At 69.8% G+C, this 19,514-nt stretch carries 15 protein-coding genes; 9 read left to right on the forward strand and 6 right to left on the reverse strand.

Annotated features, from left to right (window positions below; genetic code table 11):
• Positions 1-227 precede the first annotated feature (227 nt).
• Both ACZ32T_RS27330 and ACZ32T_RS27335 read right to left on the reverse strand, forming a co-directional pair.
• Positions 228-2,774 carry a phospholipase D-like domain-containing protein gene (locus ACZ32T_RS27330; RefSeq protein ID WP_467369535.1) on the reverse strand — a complete coding sequence of 849 codons (2,547 nt, stop codon included), beginning with the start codon at positions 2,772-2,774 and terminating at the stop codon, positions 228-230.
• Positions 2,775-2,883: 109 nt separating this feature from the next.
• Positions 2,884-3,666, reverse strand: a complete 783-nt coding sequence (locus ACZ32T_RS27335; RefSeq protein ID WP_193463142.1) for a hypothetical protein — start codon at positions 3,664-3,666, stop codon at positions 2,884-2,886.
• Positions 3,667-4,852: 1,186 nt separating this feature from the next.
• Between ACZ32T_RS27335 and ACZ32T_RS27340 the strand changes: the two genes are divergently transcribed.
• Entirely contained in the window at positions 4,853-5,338 is a 486-nt protein-coding gene (locus tag ACZ32T_RS27340; RefSeq protein WP_467369538.1) for a very short patch repair endonuclease, read from the forward strand.
• A 339-nt stretch (positions 5,339-5,677) separates the two neighbouring features.
• Positions 5,678-6,463, forward strand: coding sequence for an SAM-dependent methyltransferase (locus ACZ32T_RS27345; protein WP_467369540.1), 786 nt, complete (start codon positions 5,678-5,680; stop codon positions 6,461-6,463).
• On the opposite strand, the gene ACZ32T_RS27350 is transcribed toward ACZ32T_RS27345, so the two are convergent.
• Positions 6,460-6,948 (reverse strand): GNAT family N-acetyltransferase, encoded by a 489-nt coding sequence (locus ACZ32T_RS27350; protein ID WP_467268571.1) that lies wholly within the window; start codon positions 6,946-6,948, stop codon positions 6,460-6,462. The two genes, ACZ32T_RS27345 and ACZ32T_RS27350, sit on opposite strands and share 4 nt — an antisense overlap.
• A 50-nt stretch (positions 6,949-6,998) precedes the next feature.
• Here ACZ32T_RS27350 and ACZ32T_RS27355 point away from each other — a divergent pair, with 50 nt between their 5' ends.
• Complete coding sequence (locus ACZ32T_RS27355; RefSeq protein ID WP_467268569.1) at positions 6,999-7,814, forward strand: exodeoxyribonuclease III; 816 nt, start codon at positions 6,999-7,001, stop codon at positions 7,812-7,814.
• Here ACZ32T_RS27355 and ACZ32T_RS27360 read toward each other — a convergent pair.
• Entirely contained in the window at positions 7,802-8,434 is a 633-nt protein-coding gene (locus ACZ32T_RS27360) for a MerR family transcriptional regulator (RefSeq protein WP_467268864.1), read from the reverse strand. The two genes, ACZ32T_RS27355 and ACZ32T_RS27360, sit on opposite strands and share 13 nt — an antisense overlap.
• 169 nt (positions 8,435-8,603) lie before the next feature.
• Here ACZ32T_RS27360 and ACZ32T_RS27365 point away from each other — a divergent pair, with 169 nt between their 5' ends.
• The 4 genes from ACZ32T_RS27365 to ACZ32T_RS27380 all read left to right on the forward strand — a co-directional run bounded on the left by ACZ32T_RS27365 (position 8,604) and on the right by ACZ32T_RS27380 (position 12,254).
• Entirely contained in the window at positions 8,604-10,124 is a 1,521-nt protein-coding gene (locus ACZ32T_RS27365; protein ID WP_467268566.1) for a flavin-containing monooxygenase, read from the forward strand.
• Positions 10,121-11,077, forward strand: coding sequence for an alpha/beta fold hydrolase (locus ACZ32T_RS27370; RefSeq protein ID WP_467268565.1), 957 nt, complete (start codon positions 10,121-10,123; stop codon positions 11,075-11,077). The genes ACZ32T_RS27365 and ACZ32T_RS27370 overlap by 4 nt, the downstream gene beginning before the upstream one ends.
• Complete coding sequence (locus tag ACZ32T_RS27375; RefSeq protein WP_467268564.1) at positions 11,074-11,958, forward strand: SDR family oxidoreductase; 885 nt, start codon at positions 11,074-11,076, stop codon at positions 11,956-11,958. The genes ACZ32T_RS27370 and ACZ32T_RS27375 overlap by 4 nt, the downstream gene beginning before the upstream one ends.
• Before the next feature lie 86 nt (positions 11,959-12,044).
• The gene (locus tag ACZ32T_RS27380) at positions 12,045-12,254 is read left to right on the forward strand and encodes a hypothetical protein (RefSeq protein ID WP_467369542.1); all 210 of its coding nucleotides are present in this window, start codon (positions 12,045-12,047) and stop codon (positions 12,252-12,254) included.
• Between the two features lie 226 nt (positions 12,255-12,480).
• Here ACZ32T_RS27380 and ACZ32T_RS27385 read toward each other — a convergent pair whose 3' ends face one another.
• The gene (locus tag ACZ32T_RS27385; RefSeq protein WP_467369544.1) at positions 12,481-15,864 is read right to left on the reverse strand and encodes a S41 family peptidase; all 3,384 of its coding nucleotides are present in this window, start codon (positions 15,862-15,864) and stop codon (positions 12,481-12,483) included.
• Positions 15,865-16,043: 179 nt separating this feature from the next.
• Between ACZ32T_RS27385 and ACZ32T_RS27390 the strand changes: the two genes are divergently transcribed.
• Both ACZ32T_RS27390 and ACZ32T_RS27395 read left to right on the forward strand, forming a co-directional pair.
• Positions 16,044-16,616 (forward strand): TetR/AcrR family transcriptional regulator, encoded by a 573-nt coding sequence (locus ACZ32T_RS27390; RefSeq protein ID WP_467268561.1) that lies wholly within the window; start codon positions 16,044-16,046, stop codon positions 16,614-16,616.
• A gap of 119 nt (positions 16,617-16,735) precedes the next feature.
• Positions 16,736-18,952 carry an MMPL family transporter gene (locus ACZ32T_RS27395; RefSeq protein ID WP_467268559.1) on the forward strand — a complete coding sequence of 739 codons (2,217 nt, stop codon included), beginning with the start codon at positions 16,736-16,738 and terminating at the stop codon, positions 18,950-18,952.
• 134 nt (positions 18,953-19,086) lie between these two features.
• Here ACZ32T_RS27395 and ACZ32T_RS27400 read toward each other — a convergent pair whose 3' ends face one another.
• Complete coding sequence (locus tag ACZ32T_RS27400) at positions 19,087-19,452, reverse strand: SsgA family sporulation/cell division regulator (protein WP_467369547.1); 366 nt, start codon at positions 19,450-19,452, stop codon at positions 19,087-19,089.
• Between the last annotated feature and the right edge of the window lie 62 nt (positions 19,453-19,514).

The following is a 19,514-nucleotide window of genomic DNA, read 5'->3' on the forward strand; positions in this document are numbered from 1 at the left end:
TCGTGTTGGGGTCGATCGTCCGCGTGGTCGCCAGACGGCCACGCGCACCACTGGATTACGCCAACCAGTTTGGCCGCCCGCTGCCTGACCGTGCTGCAAGTACAGGTAGCGCGGAGGGGGCGCGGAGACCTACAACGCCATCGAGACGAGTAGCCCCGTCCTCCGCAACGTACGGGACTTACGACCGGTTGTGGGTAGGGAGAGTGCAGGGCGCAACCCGCGCGGCTTCATACTGGCCCACAACGAGGCGGCTGGCACTCGGATAGTCCCAGCTCCGCGAGGACTTGGCTCGCGAGGTCGAAGGACTGGTTGCGGGGGCCGTGCGGGACGGACACGGCGGACTCGAAGCTCCGTTGTGCAGCCAGGGCTCTGGGCCCCACCAGGCCAGCTAGCCGGTAGTGGCGCCACAGGGGTACGGCCTTCGCCGCGTCGACGATGACGAGATCCGGCCGGCGCCAGATGGCCAGGGCCCAGCGCTCGCCATCGGGACCACCCGTGGCCCATGCCCCCACTAGGGATTCATCCTCGGAGGCGCCGATCGCTTCCAGGGCCACGAGTGCGGGGTTACTGAAACGTCCGACGGCGTGCAGCATGAGCCGCCCATGGCGGTGCACGTCGCGGCCCCTTTCGGCGAGGGCCGAGACCGCGTCGTCGAGGGGATCGTCCTGAACGATGTCGCCCGCCACGGAGAGCACGTTCTCCGGGGCCACGGTGAGGCCGAAGGCGTTGCCCAGCAGGGACGCGTACTCGGCGATGTAGGCGGCGTCCGCTGCTGGAAGGAGGTGGCCTACCGCTGCGGATGTCTCGTTGAAGATGAGGGTCTCCGATGTCACCTCGTAACGGGGAGCGCAACTCCGGAGCACGGCGAGGGCGACTGCGGCGAGACTTCCGACCTCCGGCTCGATCCGGGTGGGAACGTCCCGTCCGTCCATGGCGCGCACTGCACCGGCCAGCAAGGGCATCCAGCGGGTATCGGTCGGTGGCCACGCGCCCGCAGCCACGGTCCAGAGGGCCAGGCGCACCGCCAGCATCCGCTCGAGCGGTGTCTTCTGGGGTTTCGGGGTGACGAGGTCCTCGACCCAACGCTGGTACTTGCGGCAGATGACCTTTCCGGCCTGTCGGAGATCGGGAACCAGCAGCGAACCCTGAGCACTGTCGAGTGGTTCGGTGTCCTGCTCCGCCGCCACCGACTCGGCGTCGTCCTCGTCGAGGCCCGCCTCGATGTCGTCGGTGAAGCGCTCGTCCCAGGCCACCATCAACAGGTCCTGAAAGGGCTCTTCCACACCGGCGGGCAGTGGGAGGCCGAGCGCGAAACGGACGAGCGGGGTTCCGATACGTCCGGCGCACTCGTCCAGGTAGCGCTCCCAGCCCTCCTTGTCGTCCGGTGTCCGCGTCGGGACTGTCGTACTCGGAGTACTCGTGACCGCAGGGGCCGTCGTCGATGCCGACTGCAGTACCGTCCGCAAGGATTCCAGGTCGCTCAGGAAACGCTCTGCGAGCCGAACGTCCGTGAACAGGTCCAGCGGCTGCGCACTGGGGACCTGGGACGGGGCCGGGGCTGACCGACGCAGGACGCGTTCCACATCGACTACGAAGACGATGTTGCCGAAGTTCGGGACACCCGAATCGTCGACGGTCACCAGACGTACGCGGCTGCCCCCGGCCGCCAAGACCGGCATGGTGGTCGTCGCCTGCCCCGGGGCGAGGTCCGAGAGGCGCTCCCACTGCTCCGGCGGCGCCTCGGCTGCCGACAGTTCCACATGGCTGATGACGGGCAGCGGCCGGGCGAGACTGATCTCCAGTCCGTCGGCCACGCGGACGGCACCGAGCAGGAGCGGTCCGCTGCGAGTCTGCGGGCGGGGCAGGGACGGCGCCGCCCGCAGCCGCGTGACCGGTTGTTCCATACCGTCGGGGAGGAGCGAGGCGGAGCTGGGGGTGATGATTCCGAGCTCGCAGTTGCCGCCCTGGCCCTGCTGGAGCAGTAGGGCGGCAGAGGAGAGGTTCGGGCTGCCGGTCAGGGCCCAGCGCCGCCCTTCCGCCACCCACTCGACTAGTTTGCCGTGGCGGTATCGCTGCCCGTCGTCACTGATGATCCGGCCGCCGTACTGCTGGACCAGCCCGGCGACCGACTGTCCGTCGAGATCGGTGAGGCCGGGCTGGTAGGCGAGGGTGAACCGGCTCGGGCGGAGGCGGTCGAGCAGGTGTCCCAGGGCCCGGCCCTGCCGGTCGTGGAACGGTGCGAAGACAGCCAACTCGTCGACCGGCCCGTTGGGCAGTTGGCTGAGGATGGGTGAGTGGAGGCTGCTGACGACACGCGTCTCCCGGTCTACTGGGGTCCTGTCACGGTGGAGTCGTGCCAGCAGGGCTGCGACCCTTCGCAGGGCCTGGGGGACGTGGGCCGAGAACTTCACCTCTTCGGGCAGGTCACGCAACCACGCTGCCAGTTCCAGGACCGCGGCCGGACTCCGGTCGTCAAGTACGCGAAGCACCGTCCATAACTCGGCGTTGCTCTGCCAGCCGGCCAGAGTGGTGTTGCCCGAGCCGAGCGCGATGGTGGCGTGCTCCTGTCCGGCCAGGACCACCACCTTCGGGTGGAACGCGGGTCCACCCGTGTATGCGAGCCCTGCCAGGTAGCTGCGCCCTGCTCGACGAACGGCTCTGGGATCAGACCTCGCCATGCCGACGTCCCCGACCACGGTGACACGAGCTCCCGTCGACTGGGTGACGCCGAGGGCGACCTCCTCGAAGAAGCCGAAGTCCGCGGTGAAGCTCAAGAACAGTGCTTCTTCGAGACTCTGACCGCCGTTTCGGGTCTCATCAAGAATGAGCGTGAGCGGCGATGCAATCGTGGATGACGGCTCGGTACTCGGGGCCGGTCCGCTGTTAGGCAACGAGCTCCTCCCCCCTGGCGGTCACCGACCAACGCTGTTTGCAGCGGTGCAGCACGCCACAGGTCGCCAGGACGGTGCCCAGTTGGTCCAGGCGTAGGCCCACGTCGCCGCGGCCCTCCTGGCTGGTCCTGTACAGCAGGCCGCTTCGTTCGTGCAGACGTGTGGGCAGCCAGAGCGAACCGTCGGGACGGCGCCGAGCCTTGGCCAGCGCGATGCGCTGGGACCGCGCCACCATGTCGTGGACCAGTCGGCGTGCCGTGTCACGCAGAGGCGCGGAGCGGGCTTCCTCCAGTCTCCACCCAACCCATTCCGGTCCGAGCTCGATACCGCGCTGCCCGAGGAACGCGTCACGGACCCGCCCCGAGAGCTCATCCACGCGGCGTGCTCCGACGGCCAGCACGCCCAGTTCGTTGAGGGGCAAAGGTGCGTCCGCTCCCCGAAGGCAGAGCTCGGCCGGCAGCGGCGCTCCGGTCGTGCTTTGCGTCGCAGGAAGGGACGCCAGGAACTCGTCCACAGTCTGTGGCGGTAGTTGTTCGGCAAAGCGGTCGGCCAGTTCCTCGGTCGTGATCATCCCTTCGACGTGCTCGACGAGCCATGACCACAGACGGCGCCAGGCACCGACGGAGTAGTTCCGCAGGGCCACCCCCCGCCACACGGGCGCCGCGTCGACGCCCCTGGTCACGCAGTCCGTTGCCAAGAAATCGCCGAATGCCAGCACACGGCCGACGTCCCGGGTGAAGCGCCCGACCGGGTGCTGGTAGACGATCCGTGCCATCAATTGGATCGTTTCCCGTCGAGCCCTCGACCGCGGATCTACATCAGATGCGTCCGGCCCGCACATGAGGTCAGCCAGCCAAAGTCCGTCAGCGTGCTCACCACCGGCACATACGCACAACTTCTCGCCCAGCGAGGCCAGATCGCCAACGTGCAGCGTGTCCTCGGTGGCCAGCTCGAGCAATTCGCCCAGGCCAGAGCGTACCGCCGACGCGTCGAGTCGAGGTCCGGGCAGGGGCATCCTTCCGGGGCTGAGGATGCCCAAGGCGGTTTCGGACCCTGCGTACGGCCCCCAAAAGCCCCAGGGGTTGCCCACGTACCCTTCCTTGCCCGCAGCCGCAGACTCAGCCATAGAAATTGCACCGCAGCGGAGCCTCTGGGACAGGGCATCGACCCCGTGAGCGCGTGGCATCCATTCCAGGCCCTGGGGATGGTGTGCGAAGGACACGGCGGCGAGGGCGACCTCGGATCGGCGGAGCAGCTCCTGAGCTGCTGGGGCAGACAGCCCCGCTGCGTCGGCGTGTGCCGCGACCAGGCCGTGAAGGGCGTAGTACCGCGCATGGGGTGTTACCGCAGTGACGCCGGGTACCAGGTGATCAACCATGTGCATGACGTGCCGCTCCACCGAAAGCGGATATCGGCCCGCGGCGACATCCAGGCCCGAACTGCTCCATGCCGGGCCCCCCACCGCTCTGGGGGCAGACTCTGCTGCTGGGGCCGCCACCGACTCAGGCACGGAACCTCGATGAGCCTGAGGGGCGCTTGGCCCCGCACACGATCGACTCCCAGCGGTCGCCGGCCGGGAAGCATCGGCTCACCCGGTCCGTCGCGAAATCTCCTCGCATGCTCCGCCCCCAATACCGTTCAACGAGCCGTGATCGCGGGTCGCCATTCTTACGCATCTTCCGTGCGTATAAAGGTCCTTGCTCATTAATCTGGCGCAATGGAACCCGAGTTCGTGGGGTTCTACCTACCGTGATCCGGTCCGGCTGTGGATCGGTCCAGCCGGACCAAACGGGTAGAGGCTGAGCCGGGTGTGGTCCAGCACAGCGCTTCGTAGTTGGTACGTCTCCGCGCTCCTGCCAGCTTGCGGCCACAATTGAAACTGCTGCCGATGTCCTGTGAGGCACGTGTGCACCACCGTGAGGGATGGTGACGAACTCCGCGGTGCTGGAGTTGGTGCACGTATGAGAGATGGAGTGTGCCGACAGGGTGTTCCTGCGCCGAGGGATGCCAACGTACGCCGTGTGATGTTGGCCCAGCGCAGTCGGAACACCGCTCCGGAGATGGCGCTGAGACGGGCGCTGCACGCGCTGGGCTTCCGCTATCGCGTTGACCTGCCGCTTCCGGGCATGCGCCGTCGGCGTTTGGACCTGACGTTCGTGAGGTGGCGCACTGTGGTGTTCGTGCAGGGGTGCTTCTGGCATGCCTGTCCGCAGCACATGCACGCGCCGCTGCACAACGCGGAGTGGTGGCGGGAGAAGTTCGAGGGCAACGTTCGGCGGGACACCGACACGGACACGCGCCTCGTCCGGATGGGGTGGGTGCCCTTACGGATCTGGGAACACGAGGTCATCGACGCAGCGGTGGGCAAGGTGGTGCGTGCCCTCGGCGAACAGGGGCATCCGCGGGCGCTGCGGATCCTGGGCGCTGCAGCGCCGGCGAGCATGTAGACCTTCTTAGGTGTGCCGTACACATGGTCGGGAAATGATCTTCGAATGATTGGGGAAGGCCAGCACGGGCGCCTCCGTAGGTGCAGGTCAGACCCACCCGTGAACGGTCCACCGCACACACGAGATCCCGTCCGATCGCAAGATCGGGCGGGATCTCGTCGTTTCCCGGCGGGGTTCACGGGGTCCGCCGCAGCGCGCCGGGCCGGCGCCCGCCCGGTTGACCACCCGGTAACCTGGGCCTTCCTCGCTCATCAGCCCTTCCGTCGACCGCTGTTGAGGGTTACGCGGGTCAGGTGCGGGCGAGGGAGCCTGTTCGTGGTTCCGTTTGGAGGGCGCACTGTGACAGCCGGTATACCCAGCTCCCGCATCGACACCAGCAAGCCGCACCCGGCACGGGTCTACGACTGGCTGCTCGGCGGGAAGGACAACTACCCGGTCGACCAGGAGGTCGCCGAGAAGCTGCCCGCCGAGGCGCGGGTCAACGCGGCGCGGAACCGGGCTTTCATGCACCGCGCCTCCGCCTGGCTGGCCCGGCAGGGCGTCGGTCAGTTCCTGGACATCGGGACCGGCATCCCCACTGCGCCGAACCTCCATCAGATCGTCCAGGCCGTCACCCCGGGCGCCAGGGTCGTCTACGCGGACAACGACCCCATCGTGCTGCGTCACGCGGAAGCGCTGCTGGTGAGCCACCCCGACGGTGCGACCGACTACATCCACGGGGATGTGCGTGAGCCCGAGGCGATTCTCGAACAGGCGGCGCGGTCAATCGACTTCACGAAGCCCGTGGCGCTGTCCCTCATCGCGCTGATGCACTTCCTGCCCGACGAGCAGGATCCGTACGCCATCACCCGCAGGCTGGTCGGGGCGCTGGCTCCGGGCAGCTTCCTCGTGCTGTCGCACGGGACCGCCGATCAGCATCCTGAGCTCAGGCAGGAGACGGAGTCCGCGTACAGGAAGGGCGCGATCGCGCTGCGTATGCGTTCCCGCGCGGAGGTCGAGCCGTTCTTCGAGGGGCTGGAACTCGTCGAGCCGGGGCTGGTCACGGCTCCCGAGTGGTATCAGGAGGAGCCCGCGCCGGTGTACGAGCGGAGCGGGTTCTACGTGGGTGTGGCGCGGGTTTCCTAGAAGGGCCGGCCCAGCGGTTTGGCCATGCAGATACTGCTGTCGTACGTGCGGTAGTGCCCGAACTTCTCGCAGAGCACGTATCCGCTGGAGGTGTACAGCGCTATGGCCTCGGGCTGCTGGTCGCCGGTCTCCAGGACCATGCGCGTGCGGCCGGCCGCACGGGCGTCGTCCTCCAGGGCGGCGAGGATACGGCGTGCGAGCCCCCGGCCACGGCCCTCGGGGACGACGAACATCCGCTTGATCTCGGCGTCGCCGTCAGAGTAACCCTCGTCGTTCCGCTCCTGGCTGCGCCAGCCGCCGGTGGCCACGGGACGGTTCTGCTCGTCGTAGGCGAGCAGGTACAGTCCGCGAGGCGGATCGAACATGGTGGCGTCGAGCGGTGTGATGTCGCCCTCGTCGCCGTAGCGCTCGGCGTATTCGAGCTGCACCTGGTCGTTGAGTTTCACGGCGTCGGGGTGATCGAAGGGCCGGGGGTGGATATTCATGCGCGCAATAGTACATGTATGCATGCCCTGTGTGTAGGTACTGTACCCGGATGCTGACTGTTACCACCGTGAACGTGAACGGGCTCCGTGCCGCCGCGAAGAAGGGCTTCGTCGAGTGGCTGGGGCAGACCGAGGCCGACGTGATCTGCCTCCAGGAAGTCCGCGCCGAGGCGCAGCAGCTTCCTGAAGAGGTGCGGGAGCCCGAGGGCTGGCACGTCGTGTTCGCCCCGGCCGCGGCCAAGGGGCGCGCCGGGGTCGCCGTCTACACGCGGCACGCGCCGGAGCGCGTCCAGATCGGGTTCGGCGGGTCCGGCGTCCCGGGGTGTGAGGAGTTCGACACCTCGGGCCGCTACGTCGAGGTGGACCTGCCGGGTGTGACGGTCGCCAGCCTCTATCTGCCCTCCGGTGAGGTCGGCACGGAGAAGCAGGAGGAGAAGGAGCGCTTCATGGCGGCTTTCCTCCCCTATCTCCAGGGCCTGAAGGCGCGGGCGGCGGCGGAGGGGCGCGAGGTGGTCGTGTGCGGCGACTGGAACATCGCCCACCGCGAGGCCGACCTCAAGAACTGGAAGGCCAACAAGAAGAGCTCCGGCTTCCTCCCCGAGGAGCGGGAGTGGCTGACCCGGGTCTTCGACGAGGCCGCGTACGTCGATGTGGTGCGCGCCCTGCATCCGGAGGAGGAGGGCCCGTACTCCTGGTGGTCCTACCGGGGCCGGGCCTTCGACAACGACACGGGGTGGCGCATCGACTACCAGGTGGCGACCCCGTCTCTCGCCGGGCGTGCGGTGAAGGCGTGGGTGGAGCGCGCCGCCACGCACGGCGAGCGGTGGAGCGACCACGCGCCGGTGACGGTCACCTACGAGCGCTGACCGTCCTCGCGTCGTAGCCGCCGGTCCAGGGCCATCGACAGCTCGGCGTCCACCACCGCCTGGGCGAGCGTGCGCAGTTGCTCCGGCTCGCTCTGTGCGGTGTGAGTGCGCAGGACGCGTACGAAGAGGTCGGCGAGAGCGTCGGCGTGCTCGCGGACCTGGCGGCCCGCGGTGAGTACGGCGTCGAGCGGTACGCCGGCCCGCACCAGTTCGGAGGACGCCTCCAGCAGCCGGCGGCTGATGTGGACGATCTCGTCGCCGTCGATGCCGAGATAGCCCAGCTCCATGGCGGCGGAGAGGTTCTCCGCCGTGGCCTGGTCCTGGAAGTAGTCGGCGAGCTGCTCGGGCGTGAGCCGGACAGGGGTCTCCTCGGTCGGTTCGCCCAGGCCCAGCACCTCGGCGACATCGCGGCCGCTGTCGAAGGTGGTGGCGAGGTCGGCGATGCCGTTGAGGGTGTGTCCCCGCTCCAGCAGGCCCGTGATCGTGCGCAGCCGGGCCAGGTGGTGGTCGTCGTACCAGGCGATGCGACCCTCGCGGCGAGGTGGCTGGATCAGGCCGCGCTCCCGGTAGAAGCGCAGGGTGCGCACGGTGATGCCGGCCTCCCGGGCCAGCTCCTCCATGCGGTACTCGCGGTGCTCGCGTCCTTCAGCCACACCCGCACCCTATGTTGTACCGCCGGTAACTTTCCTCGGTCCGCCCCCTACCCATCGGTACGGAGCTGCCCTACTCTCCCAACAGTGCCAGTGATTGCTGGCAGAGTCGTGGCACGTACCGCGGGGAGGCGGCAGCATGGCCCAGCACGAGCACGTACGAGTGGCGGTGATCGGATCCGGATTCGGGGGCCTCGGCGCGGCGGTCCGGCTCCGCCGCGAAGGCATCACCGACTTCCTGGTCCTCGAACGCGCCGGTGCCGTCGGCGGCACCTGGCGGGACAACAGCTACCCGGGCTGCGCCTGCGACGTGCCGTCCCACCTGTACTCGTTCTCCTTCGCGCCCAACCCCGACTGGCCGCGCACCTTCTCCGGGCAGCGGCACATCCGCGCCTACCTGGAGCACGTGGCCGACACCTTCGGGCTGCGTCCCCACATCAGGCTGAACCACGAAGTCACGGTCATGCGCTGGGACAACGACGAGCTCCACTGGGTGATCGAGGCGGCGAACGGCGCCACGGTCACGGCCGACACAGTCGTGTCCGCGACCGGCCCGCTCTCCGACCCGAAGCTGCCGGACATACCGGGGCTGGCCGAATTCCCCGGCAAGGTCTTCCACTCCGCGCAGTGGGACCACGACTACGACCTGAGCGGCAAGCGCGTCGCCGTGGTCGGCACCGGCGCCTCCGCGATCCAGATCGTCCCGGAGATCCAGCCGAAGGCCGGCCGGCTCACGCTCTTCCAGCGGACCCCGCCCTGGGTCATGCCCCGCATGGACCGGGCGATCAGCGGCGCCGAGAAGTGGCTGCACCGGACGCTCCCGTTCACCGCCACCGCGCGGCGCGGACTCCTGTGGGGTATCCGGGAGTTGCAGGTGGGGGCCTTCACCAAGCACCCCGACCAGCTCGGGCTGGTCGAGACGATAGCCAAGTCGAACATGGCGCGGGCCGTCAAGGACCCCGCGCTGCGGGCCAAGCTGACCCCCTCGTACCGCATCGGCTGCAAGCGCATCCTGCTGTCCAACGCCTACTACCCGGCGCTCGCGCAGCCGAATGTGGACGTGGTCGACTCCGGCCTCTCCGAGGTGCGGGGTTCCACGCTGGTCGGGTCGGACGGCACGGAGACCGAGGCCGACGTGATCATCCTCGGCACCGGCTTCCACGTGACGGACATGCCGATCGCGGACCGGGTCGTCGGCGCCGACGGCATCACCCTCGCCGAGTCCTGGAAGGACGAGATGCAGGCGCTGCGGGGTGCGACCGCCGCCGGCTTCCCGAACTGGATGACGATCATCGGCCCCAACACGGGTCTGGGGAACTCCTCGATGATCCTCATGATCGAGTCCCAGCTGAACTACATGGCCGACTTCATGCGTCAGCTGGACGTCCTGGGCGGGCGCGTCGCTCTCGACGCGCGGCCCGCCGCCGTGGGCGCCTGGAACCACCGGGTCCAGGAGCGGATGAAGCGGACCGTCTGGAACACCGGCGGCTGCACCAGCTGGTACCTCGACGCCAACGGGCGCAACACCACGGTCTGGCCGGGCACCACGGCCGAATTCCGGCGGGCCACCCGCTCGGTCGACCTGGGGGAGTACGACGTCATCCGTCCCCCCGCCCTCCACTCCGCGGCGCGCGCCGTGACCGAGGAGGCCGCGCGATGAGCCGGCTGACCCAACGGGCGGAGACCCCGCTCATGCCCGTGCCCGTACGTGAACTGGGCGTCGTCTCCGCCGACGGCTCGCGCGTCCACGTCGAACTGCACGGCCCCGAGGGCGCGCCGGCCGTGGTGCTGGCTCACGGCTGGACCTGCAACACCCGCTTCTGGGACGCCCAGGTGCGGGACCTCGCGGTGGACCACCGGGTCGTCGTCTACGACCAGCGGGGTCATGGGCGTACGCCCGCGGCCGGGCCCGGCGGATACAGCACACGGGCGCTGGCCGACGACCTGGAAGCGGTGCTGAGGGCCACGCTCGCCCCGGGGCAGAAGGCGGTGCTGGGCGGGCACTCGATGGGCGGGATGACGCTGATGGCGGCGGCCGGCCGGGCCGCAGTACGGGAGCACGGGGCGGCGGTGCTCCTGTGCAGCACCGGAAGTTCGCGCCTGACCGCGGAGTCGCTGGTGCTCCCGCTGCGGGCCGGTGCCCTCCGCACGCGGATGACCGCGGCGGTCCTCGGTGCGCGCGCGCCGCTCGGCCCGGTCAACGCGGTGTCGAAGGCGATCCTCAAGTACGCCACGATGGGGCGTGGTTCTGCCCCGGAACGGGTGGATATCTGTGCCAGGATCGTCCATGCGTGTCCTCGCCGGGCGCGCGTCGCCTGGGGGCACGTGCTCGCGGAGCTCGACCTCGAGGCGCGTCTGCGGGAACTGCGGCTCCCGACCGCGGTGATCGCGGGCACGGAGGACCGGCTGACGCCGCCCGTGCACGCGAGGGCCATCGAGGCGGCGCTGCCGCAGAGCCTCGGGCTCACCGAGCTGGCGGGCATGGGCCACATGACGCCCGTCGAGGCGCCGGAGGCGGTCACGGCGAAGCTGCGCGAGCTGGTGGCCTCGTACGTCACTGTGGACGGTGCGGGCAGTACGGCGGAAGCCGTGAGCGAGGAGGAGGTCGCATGAGCGTCAGTCGGAGTCTCGAAGGACAGGTCGTCGTCGTCACGGGGGCGGCGCGGGGCGTGGGGGAGCTGCTGGCCCGCAAGCTGTCGGCGCGGGGCGCCACGCTGGCGCTCGTCGGTCTGGAGCCGGACGAGCTGAGGGAGGTCTCGGAGCGGCTGCACTCGGACAGCGACCACTGGCACGCGGACGTCACCGACCACGAGGCGATGAGCCGGGTCGCCGAAGAGGTCAAGGCGCGCTTCGGGAAGATCGACGTCGTCGTCGCCAACGCGGGCGTCGCTGCGGGAGGTCCGCTCGTGGACTCCGACCCGGAGGCGTGGCGCAGGGTCATCGAGGTGAACCTGATAGGCGGCGCGGTGACGGCGCGGGCGTTCCTGCCGGTGCTCATGGAGAGCCGTGGCTACTTCCTCCAGATAGCGTCGCTGGCGGCGATGACCCCGGCGCCGATGATGAGCGCGTACTGCGCGTCCAAGTCGGGTGTGGAGGCGTTCGCGCACTGTCTGCGCGGCGAGGTCGGCCACCGGGGCGTGAAGGTCGGGGTCGGCTATCTGTCCTGGACCGACACGGACATGGTGCGGGGCGCCGACGAGGACGACGTCATGCGGGAGTTGAGGCAGCGGCTGCCGTGGCCGACGAACCGCACCTACCCCCTCGGTCCGGCGGTCGACCGGATCGTCGCCGGGATCGAACGGCGCTCCGCGCATGTGTACGCGCAGTGGTGGCTGCGGGGGATGCAGTCGATCCGGGGTTATCTGCCGGCGGTGATAGGGACCGTCGGACAGCGCGAGATGAAGCGCTTCGGGTCCCGGCTGGACGGTGTCGGCAAGGGGCTCGTGGGGGCCGGCGGCGAGGCCGACCAGAAGGCCCGAGTGGGACGCGGATGATCGAAATGCGGCGAATGTCCGGGTGTGTAAGTCTGAGCGAGGTCCCACCGGGGCCGACCCCACGCACCCACATAGGAGTGAACGGCATGGGCATCGCAGACCAGTTCAAGGACAAGGCGCAGGAGCTTGCCGACCAGGCCAAGCAGCAGAAGGCGGGCGGCAAGCGGGACGAGGCGCGTGAGCGTTCCTCGGACCGCCAGGACCGCGCATCGGAGCAGGCGCAGGGCCGTCGGCCCGGCGCCCGGGACCGGGCGCAGGACGCGGCGGACCAGACGCGTGAGCGTTCTGAGCGCTGACGCACTGCGCGTCTGAGGTCTGTTGGGGCGTACCCGGGTGCCGGGTACGCCCCTTCGCGTGCGCGGTGCGGGTGCGGGGTGCGCGGGACTTTCGGGGCTCTGCCCCGGGCTCCGCTCCTCGATCTCCCCCCCCAGACTTCGTCCGGGGGGACCCCCAAAGGGCTTGATCCGGCTGGGCTCGGTGGAGTCGGCGGGCCTGGTTCTGGCGGGTTGACCGGGTTCTGGGTCACCTCGGCGGCAGTGGGGGCCTGCGCAGGTTCGGGGCCGTGTCGTAACTGGGGGGTGTGGACGCGGGGTGGGCGGCCAGCAGGTCCAGGGCGACCCTGACCGCGTCGTCCAGGACCGCGTGGCGGCCCTCCGCCCAGTCGAGGGGGGTGCGCAGCGCCTCCAGGTCGGGCTCGACGCCGTAGTTCTCGACGGACCAGCCGTAGGTGTCGAACCAGGCCGCGTTCATCGGCACCGTGATCACCGTGCCGTCGCCGAGCTTGTGCCGGCCGGTCATCCCGACCACGCCGCCCCAGGTGCGCTGGCCCACCACGGGCCCCGTCTTCAGCAGCCGGAACGCGGCCGTGATCATGTCCCCGTCGGAGGAGGTGGCTTCGTCGGCCAGCGCGACGACCGGCCCCCGGGGCGCGTTGGACGCGTAACTGACCGCCTGGGCGTTGCGGGTCAGGTCCCAGCCGAGGATCGTGCGGGTGAGCTTCTCGACGACCAGCTCGCTGATGTGGCCGCCCGCGTTACCCCGTACGTCCACGATCAGGGCCGGGCGCGACACCTCGAGCCGCAGATCGCGGTTGAACTGGGCCCAGCCGGAGCCGCCCATGTCGGGGATGTGCAGATATCCGCACTTGCCGTGACTCAACTCCCGTACGACCTCGCGGCGTTTGGCCACCCAGTCCTGGTAGCGCAGCGGGCGTTCGTCGACCAGGGGGACGATCGCGACGCGCCGGGACCGGCCGCCGCACTCGCCTCCGGCCGGGCGGAACGTCAGCTCCACCGTGGTGCCGCCCGCAGCCGTCAGCAGCGGGTACGGCCCCGCCACCGGGTCGACCGGCCGGCCGTCGACATGGGTGAGCACGGCGCCCTCCCGGATCCCCGTACCGGCCAGCGGCGAACGGGCCTTGGAGTCCGATGAGTCACCGGGCAGGACCCGCTGCACCGTCCAGTCGCCGTCCCGGCACACGAGGTTGGCGCCCAGCAGTCCGATCGCGCGCTGGTAGTGCGGAGGGCCCTCGTTGCGGCGGGCGGGGGAGACGTAGGCGTGGGAGGTGCCCAGCTCGCCCAGGACCTCGCGCAGCAGATCGGCGAACTCGTCTGGGGAGGCCACCCGTTCGACCAGCGGACGGTACTGCTCCAGCACGCCCTCCCAGTCGATGCCGCACATGTCCGGTTCCCAGAAGTAGGACCGGATGATGCGCCCCGCCTCCCCGTACGCCTGGCGCCACTCGGCCGCCGGGTCGACGTCGTGAAGGATGCGGCGCAGGTCGAGGAAGACCGTGGTGTCGTTGTCGCCGGGCTCGTTGGACGGTACGGCGCGCAGCTCGCCGTCGTCCATGACGACCAGCCGCGTGGCGTCCCCGCTGACCGCGAACCAGTCGAGGTCGCCGACCAGTTCGGTCTTGCGGGCCTTCGCGATGTTGAAGTGCTCCAGGGTGGGACGGCCCGACATGTCCGCCGGGTTCGCGAAGGTCTCGCCCAGCGCGCCTGAGATCGGCCAGCGCAGCCAGACGAGGCCGCCGCCGCTGACCGGCTGGAGCCCCGAGTACTTCGACGCCGAGACCGGGAACGGGGTCACCCTGTTCTCCAGACCCTCGAACTCCACCATGACCGTCGGCCCCTCGACCGTGCCCTCGGGGATGTCCACCGGGTCAAGGCCGCCCGCCGCGGGCCTGCCGTCCGGTAGCAGCGCGAAGGGGGAGGGGGTGGCCGAGGTGAGGGGGACCAGATACGGGCGGCAGCCCAGCGGGAAGGAGAGGTCGCCGGTGTGGACGTCGTACACCGGATCGAAGCCGCGCCAGGAGAGGAAGGCGAGATAGCGGCCGTCGCCCGTGAAGACGGGGTTCTCGTCCTCGAAGCGGCCGTTGGTGACGTCCACCGTCACCGGGGCGTCCGGGCCGGTGATCCGGGCGAGCTTGATCTGCCGCAGCGACCGGCCGACACCGGGGTGCGACCAGGTCAGCCAGTGTCCGTCGGGGGAGAACGCCAGATCGCGGACGGGGCCGTTCACGGAGCGGATGAGTTCGGTGACCTCCACGGCGGCCTCGGCGGTGTCCCCCGCCCCGGCTTCGACGAGGCTGCCTTCGACGCGCCCGCTGTCCAGGTCCTCGATGACCTCGACGACGTCGACGACGGCCTCCGTCTCCTCCGCCGTGTCCAGCAGCAGCAGCCGGCCGTCGTGCGACGCGATGGCCAGCCGCTCGCCCCCCGGGTCGGAGATCAGCTCGTGGACCCTGCCCAGCCGCCCGGCGGCCAGCCGGCGGGGCGGGCGGTCGCCGCTGGCCCGGGGGAGATAGGCGATCTCGACCGCGTCCTCCCCGTCCGCGTCCGTGACGTACGCGACCTGACCGCTGCTGCCGAGCATCTCCGGCAGCCGGACCCGCACCCCAGGGGTGTCGGCGATCGTCCGGGCGGGACCGTCGCGGTGGGTGAGCCAGTACAGGCTGCCGCGCACGGAGACGGCGCTGGCCCGGCCCGTCTCGTCGACGGCCAGCGAGTCGACGTGGCTGGACGCCGGCACCTGGTGCGTACGCCGGCCCGTCCGGGGACCTCCGAGCCGCACTTCCAGCTTCCGGGGCACCGCGTCCGGCGACTCCAGATCCTCGACCAGCCACAGATCGCCGGCGCACTGGTAGACGACCCTGCTGCCGTCGCTGGAGGCGTGCCGGGCGTAGAACGCGTCATGGTCCGTGTGCCGGCGCAGATCGCTGCCGTCCATCAGGCAGGAGTAGAGATTGCCGACGCCCTCGTGGTCGGAGAGGAAGGCGATCCGGCGCCCGACGAACATCGGTGCGTCCAGATGCCCGCCGATGTCCGGCAGCAGCCGCTCGCCGTGGAGCCAGAGCCGGCCGGTGGCACCGCCCCGGTAGCGCTTCCAGGCCGCCGGCTCGTGCGGAGGCTTGCCGGTGAGCAGGAGGGTGCGGCGCTCGCCGTCGATGTCGGCGACAGCGATGTCGGAGACGGGCCCCCAGGGGAGCTTGCCGCCTGGACTGCCGTCGGTGGGGACGCTGTACGCCCAGGAGAAGTACGAGAACGGCTGGTTGTGCGACGACACGGCGAGGATCTGGGACGAGTCCCCCGGGTCGGGGCTCCAGCCGCAGACCCGGGCGTCGGTCGACCCCCAGTAGGTGAGTCTGCGGGCGGGCCCCCCGTCGACGGGGGCGAGGTGGATCTCTGGATCGAGCGTGCGCCAGGTCGTGTAGGCGATACGGCCCCCGTCGGGCGAGAAGCGCGGATGACTGACCCTGGTCCGGTCGACAGTCAGCCGCCACGCCCGGCCGGGCCGCTGCCCCGCCGGGGCGAGAGGGGCGACCCAGAGGTCGTCCTCCGCCGCGAAGCAGAGCAAGTCCTTGTGGAGGTGCGGGAAACGGAGATACGCGACGTCGTCACTCACCCTCCAATGCTTTCCGTGTGGAGGGTCAGCGGCAACTTGTGGTGCAGGACACAAGCGAAACTGTCCCGTTTCGCGCGGGTAGGGGAGTACCTTCCAAGTGTACGAAACAGTTTCGTTCCGTTAGTTGATCTTCGGCTGACGTACGATCCAGCGGACGCGAGGAAGAGGAGGTCGACCCCATGGCACGCAGCCGGCTCACGCCCGAACGCGAGAACGAGCTGTACTCCGCCGTGCTCGACCTGCTCGGCGAGGTCGGCTATGAAGCCCTGACCATGGACGCCGTGGCCGCCCGCACCCATTCCAGCAAGGCCACCCTCTACCGCCAGTGGGGGAGCAAGGCCGAGCTGGTCGTCAAGGCACTCCGGAACGACAAGCCGGTGCACCTCGCCGATGTCGACACCGGTTCGCTCCGTGGTGACTTCCTCGCCGTGATGGGGCAGACCGACGACTGCACGATGGAGAAGAACTCCGCGCTGATGCGGGGTCTGAGCCATGCCGTCCACAACAACCCCGATCTCTTCCAGGCGCTGCGCGAGCTGCTGATCGAGCCCGAGATCAACGGTCTCGGATCGATGCTCCAGCGGGCCGTGGACAGAGGTGAAGTGCGTGCGGACAATCCGGCGCTTCCCTATGTGCCGCACATGATGATCGGCGCCTTCGCCGCTCGTGAGCTGGTCGAGGAACGGCCTGTCGACCAGGCCTTCCTCACCGATTACGCGGAAGCCGTGGTGTTCCCCGCCCTCGGCGTCTGACGTCCCCTTCTTTCCGTACGACCCATCTCCCCGACGCTCCACCTGACACGCCGCTCTCGTCGTCGGGCTGGTTCCTCATGCCCTCTTCCACTCAACGACCTGACCGGGAGTACCCCTCCGTGGCTACATTCCTGTACAAAATGGGACGGCTCGCCTTCCGGCGCCGCCGTTACGTCGCCCTGATCTGGGTGGCACTGCTGGCGCTGGCCGGGTTCGGCGCCGCCTCCGCGTCGACCGCCACCTCCAGCTCCTTCTCGATCCCCGGCACGGAGGCCCAGCGCGCCTTCGACCTGCTGGAGGAACGTTTCCCCGGAGGCAGCGCCGACGGCGCGACCGCCCGGGTCGTCTTCAAGGCGCCCGAGGACGAGAAGGTCACCTCGGCGGCCAACAAGGCCGAGATCCAGGGGATCGTCGGCGAGCTGAAGTCCGGCTCGGACCAGATCGCCTCGGTCGCCGACCCGTACCGGGCGAACGCCGTCAGCAAGGACGGGTCCACCGCGTACATCTCCGTCTCCTACAAGGTGAGCTCCATGGAGCTCACCGACGGGACGCGTGAGGCCCTGGAGGAGGTGGGGCACGACGCGCAGAGCAGCGGCATGCAGGTCGAGATCGGTGGTGACGCGCTCCAGGTGATGCCGGAGACGGGAGTCACCGAGATCATCGGCGTCGCCGTCGCCGCCGTCGTCCTGGTCATCACCTTCGGCTCGCTGATCGCCGCCGGGCTGCCGCTGCTGACCGCCCTCGTCGGGGTGGGCATCGGGGTCGCCTCGATCACCGCGCTGGCCAACGTCCTGGACCTGGGGTCCACCACCTCGACCCTCGCGATGATGATCGGCCTCGCCGTCGGCATCGACTACGCGCTGTTCATCGTCTCCCGCTACCGAGCCGAACTGGCCGAGGGGCGTGAGCGTGAGGAAGCCGCCGGGCGGGCCGTGGGAACGGCGGGATCCGCGGTGGTCTTCGCCGGTCTGACCGTCGTCATCGCCCTGGTCGGCCTCGCCGTCGTCAACATCCCGATGCTGTCCAAGATGGGCTTCGCGGCCGCGGGCACCGTCGCCATCGCCGTCCTCATCGCACTGACCCTCGTACCGGCGATGCTGGGCTTCGCGGGCAAGCGGGTCATGGGCCGCAAGGCGCGTAAGGCCGCAGAGGCGCAGGACAAGCCCGAGGCGAAGCCGAACATGGGCACCCGCTGGGCCCGGTTCGTGCTGCGCCGCCCGGTGTGGGTGCTGCTGGTGGGTGTTCTCGGCCTCGGCGCGATCGCCGTACCCGCCGCCTCGCTGGAGATGGGTCTGCCGGACGACGGCGCCCAGCCGAAGTCGACCACGCAGCGCCAGGCGTACGACATGCTCTCCGACGGCTTCGGCCCCGGGTTCAACGGTCCGCTGATGGTCGTCGTCGACACCGGTAACAGCTCCGACGGCAAGGGCGCGGTGAACAGGGTCTCCGACGAGATCGAAGGCTCCGGCGGCGTCGCCGCCGTCACTCCGGCCACCTTCAACAAGGCCGGCGACACCGCGACCATCACGGTCATCCCCAAGGACCGGCCGAGCTCCGTCGATACGGAGAACGTGGTCCACGCCATCCGCGACGCGGGTGAGGACGTCAGGAGCGAGACCGGTGCCGAGGTGCTGGTCACCGGCGCCACGGCCATGAACATCGACTTCTCGCAGAAGATGAACGACGCGCTGCTGCCCTATCTGGCACTCGTCGTCGGCCTGGCGTTCCTGCTGCTGATGGTGGTCTTCCGCTCGGTCCTCGTCCCGCTGAAGGCGGCCCTCGGCTTCCTGCTCTCGGTGGTCGCGGCCCTCGGCGCAGTCGTCGCGGTCTTCCAGTGGGGCTGGCTCGGATCGCTCTTCGGGGTCGAGCAGACCGGTCCGATCATGAGCATGATGCCGATCTTCATGGTCGGTGTGGTCTTCGGCCTCGCGATGGACTACGAGGTCTTCCTGGTCACCCGGATGCGCGAGGCGTACGTCCACGGGGAGACGCCCGGTCAGGCGATCGTCACCGGCTTCAAGCACGGGGCCCGGGTGGTCACGGCAGCCGCTGTGATCATGATGGCCGTCTTCGCCGGCTTCATCGGCTCCTCGGAGCAGATGATCAAGATGATCGGCTTCTCGCTCGCCATCGCCGTCTTCTTCGACGCCTTCGTCGTACGCATGGCCATCGTGCCGGCGGTGCTCGCCCTGCTGGGCAAGCGCGCCTGGTGGCTGCCGCGCTGGCTGGACCGTGTGCTGCCCAACGTGGACGTCGAGGGCGAGGGTCTGCGCAAGGACCTCTCCGGCGACGGCCCGGCCGAGGGCGGCGGGGAGCGGGAGCTGGTCCGCGCCTGACGCACCGATGAACCCCGGGGTCTGCTGCTGAGTGGATGAGCGGAGCGCGACCCCGGAGCGCCGGTCACCTGTGGGGACGGGGGACCGGGGCGACGATGAGCCCCCGTGCACGCGGCACGGGGGCTCGTCCCTGCTCAGGCGGGGGTGACGGGGGCGGCGGCCGCCGGGCGCTTCGCCGTCAGCGCGCGGGTCCGCGCCAGGAAGCGGATGACGGGTGCGACGTCGAACTGGAGGACGGCGACACCGTCCGTGGAGTGCAGTTCCAGGATCAGCTGGGCCCGGCCGCACGGCCATATCCGTATGTCGTCGCGAGTGACGGGGGAGCGCAGCCCGCGTTCCAGGAGGTCGAGGCCGAAGGAGCGGTCGGCGCCTCCGGGGAGGCGGACGTGGACGGTCCCCGGCTCCTCGGGGTCGCAACGCAGTTCGACGGGGACCGGCCGGGGGTCCGGGCCGTCGGTGATGAGCCGGGCTCGGGCGAGTTCTTGGATCACGAGGGACATGGCCGGCTCCTCCTGTGTGAAAATCTCTCCCCCTAATGTCCCATATATTCCCATTTGGGCAT

This window comes from Streptomyces sp. NPDC023573, from assembly GCF_055559735.1.

Excerpts from the sequence above, each read along its gene's own strand:
- ACZ32T_RS27335 (WP_193463142.1), bottom strand. The coding sequence starts at position 3,666 with ATGGCACGGATCGTCTACCAGCACCCGGTCGGGCGCTTCACCCGGGAC.
- ACZ32T_RS27340 (WP_467369538.1), top strand. The coding sequence starts at position 4,853 with ATGAGAGATGGAGTGTGCCGACAGGGTGTTCCTGCGCCGAGGGATGCC.
- ACZ32T_RS27350 (WP_467268571.1), bottom strand. The coding sequence starts at position 6,948 with ATGAATATCCACCCCCGGCCCTTCGATCACCCCGACGCCGTGAAACTC.
- ACZ32T_RS27355 (WP_467268569.1), top strand. The coding sequence starts at position 6,999 with ATGCTGACTGTTACCACCGTGAACGTGAACGGGCTCCGTGCCGCCGCG.
- ACZ32T_RS27360 (WP_467268864.1), bottom strand. The coding sequence starts at position 8,434 with ATGGAGGAGCTGGCCCGGGAGGCCGGCATCACCGTGCGCACCCTGCGC.
- ACZ32T_RS27365 (WP_467268566.1), top strand. The coding sequence starts at position 8,604 with ATGGCCCAGCACGAGCACGTACGAGTGGCGGTGATCGGATCCGGATTC.
- ACZ32T_RS27370 (WP_467268565.1), top strand. The coding sequence starts at position 10,121 with ATGAGCCGGCTGACCCAACGGGCGGAGACCCCGCTCATGCCCGTGCCC.
- ACZ32T_RS27375 (WP_467268564.1), top strand. The coding sequence starts at position 11,074 with ATGAGCGTCAGTCGGAGTCTCGAAGGACAGGTCGTCGTCGTCACGGGG.
- ACZ32T_RS27380 (WP_467369542.1), top strand. The coding sequence starts at position 12,045 with ATGGGCATCGCAGACCAGTTCAAGGACAAGGCGCAGGAGCTTGCCGAC.
- ACZ32T_RS27390 (WP_467268561.1), top strand. The coding sequence starts at position 16,044 with ATGGCACGCAGCCGGCTCACGCCCGAACGCGAGAACGAGCTGTACTCC.
- ACZ32T_RS27400 (WP_467369547.1), bottom strand. The coding sequence starts at position 19,452 with ATGTCCCTCGTGATCCAAGAACTCGCCCGAGCCCGGCTCATCACCGAC.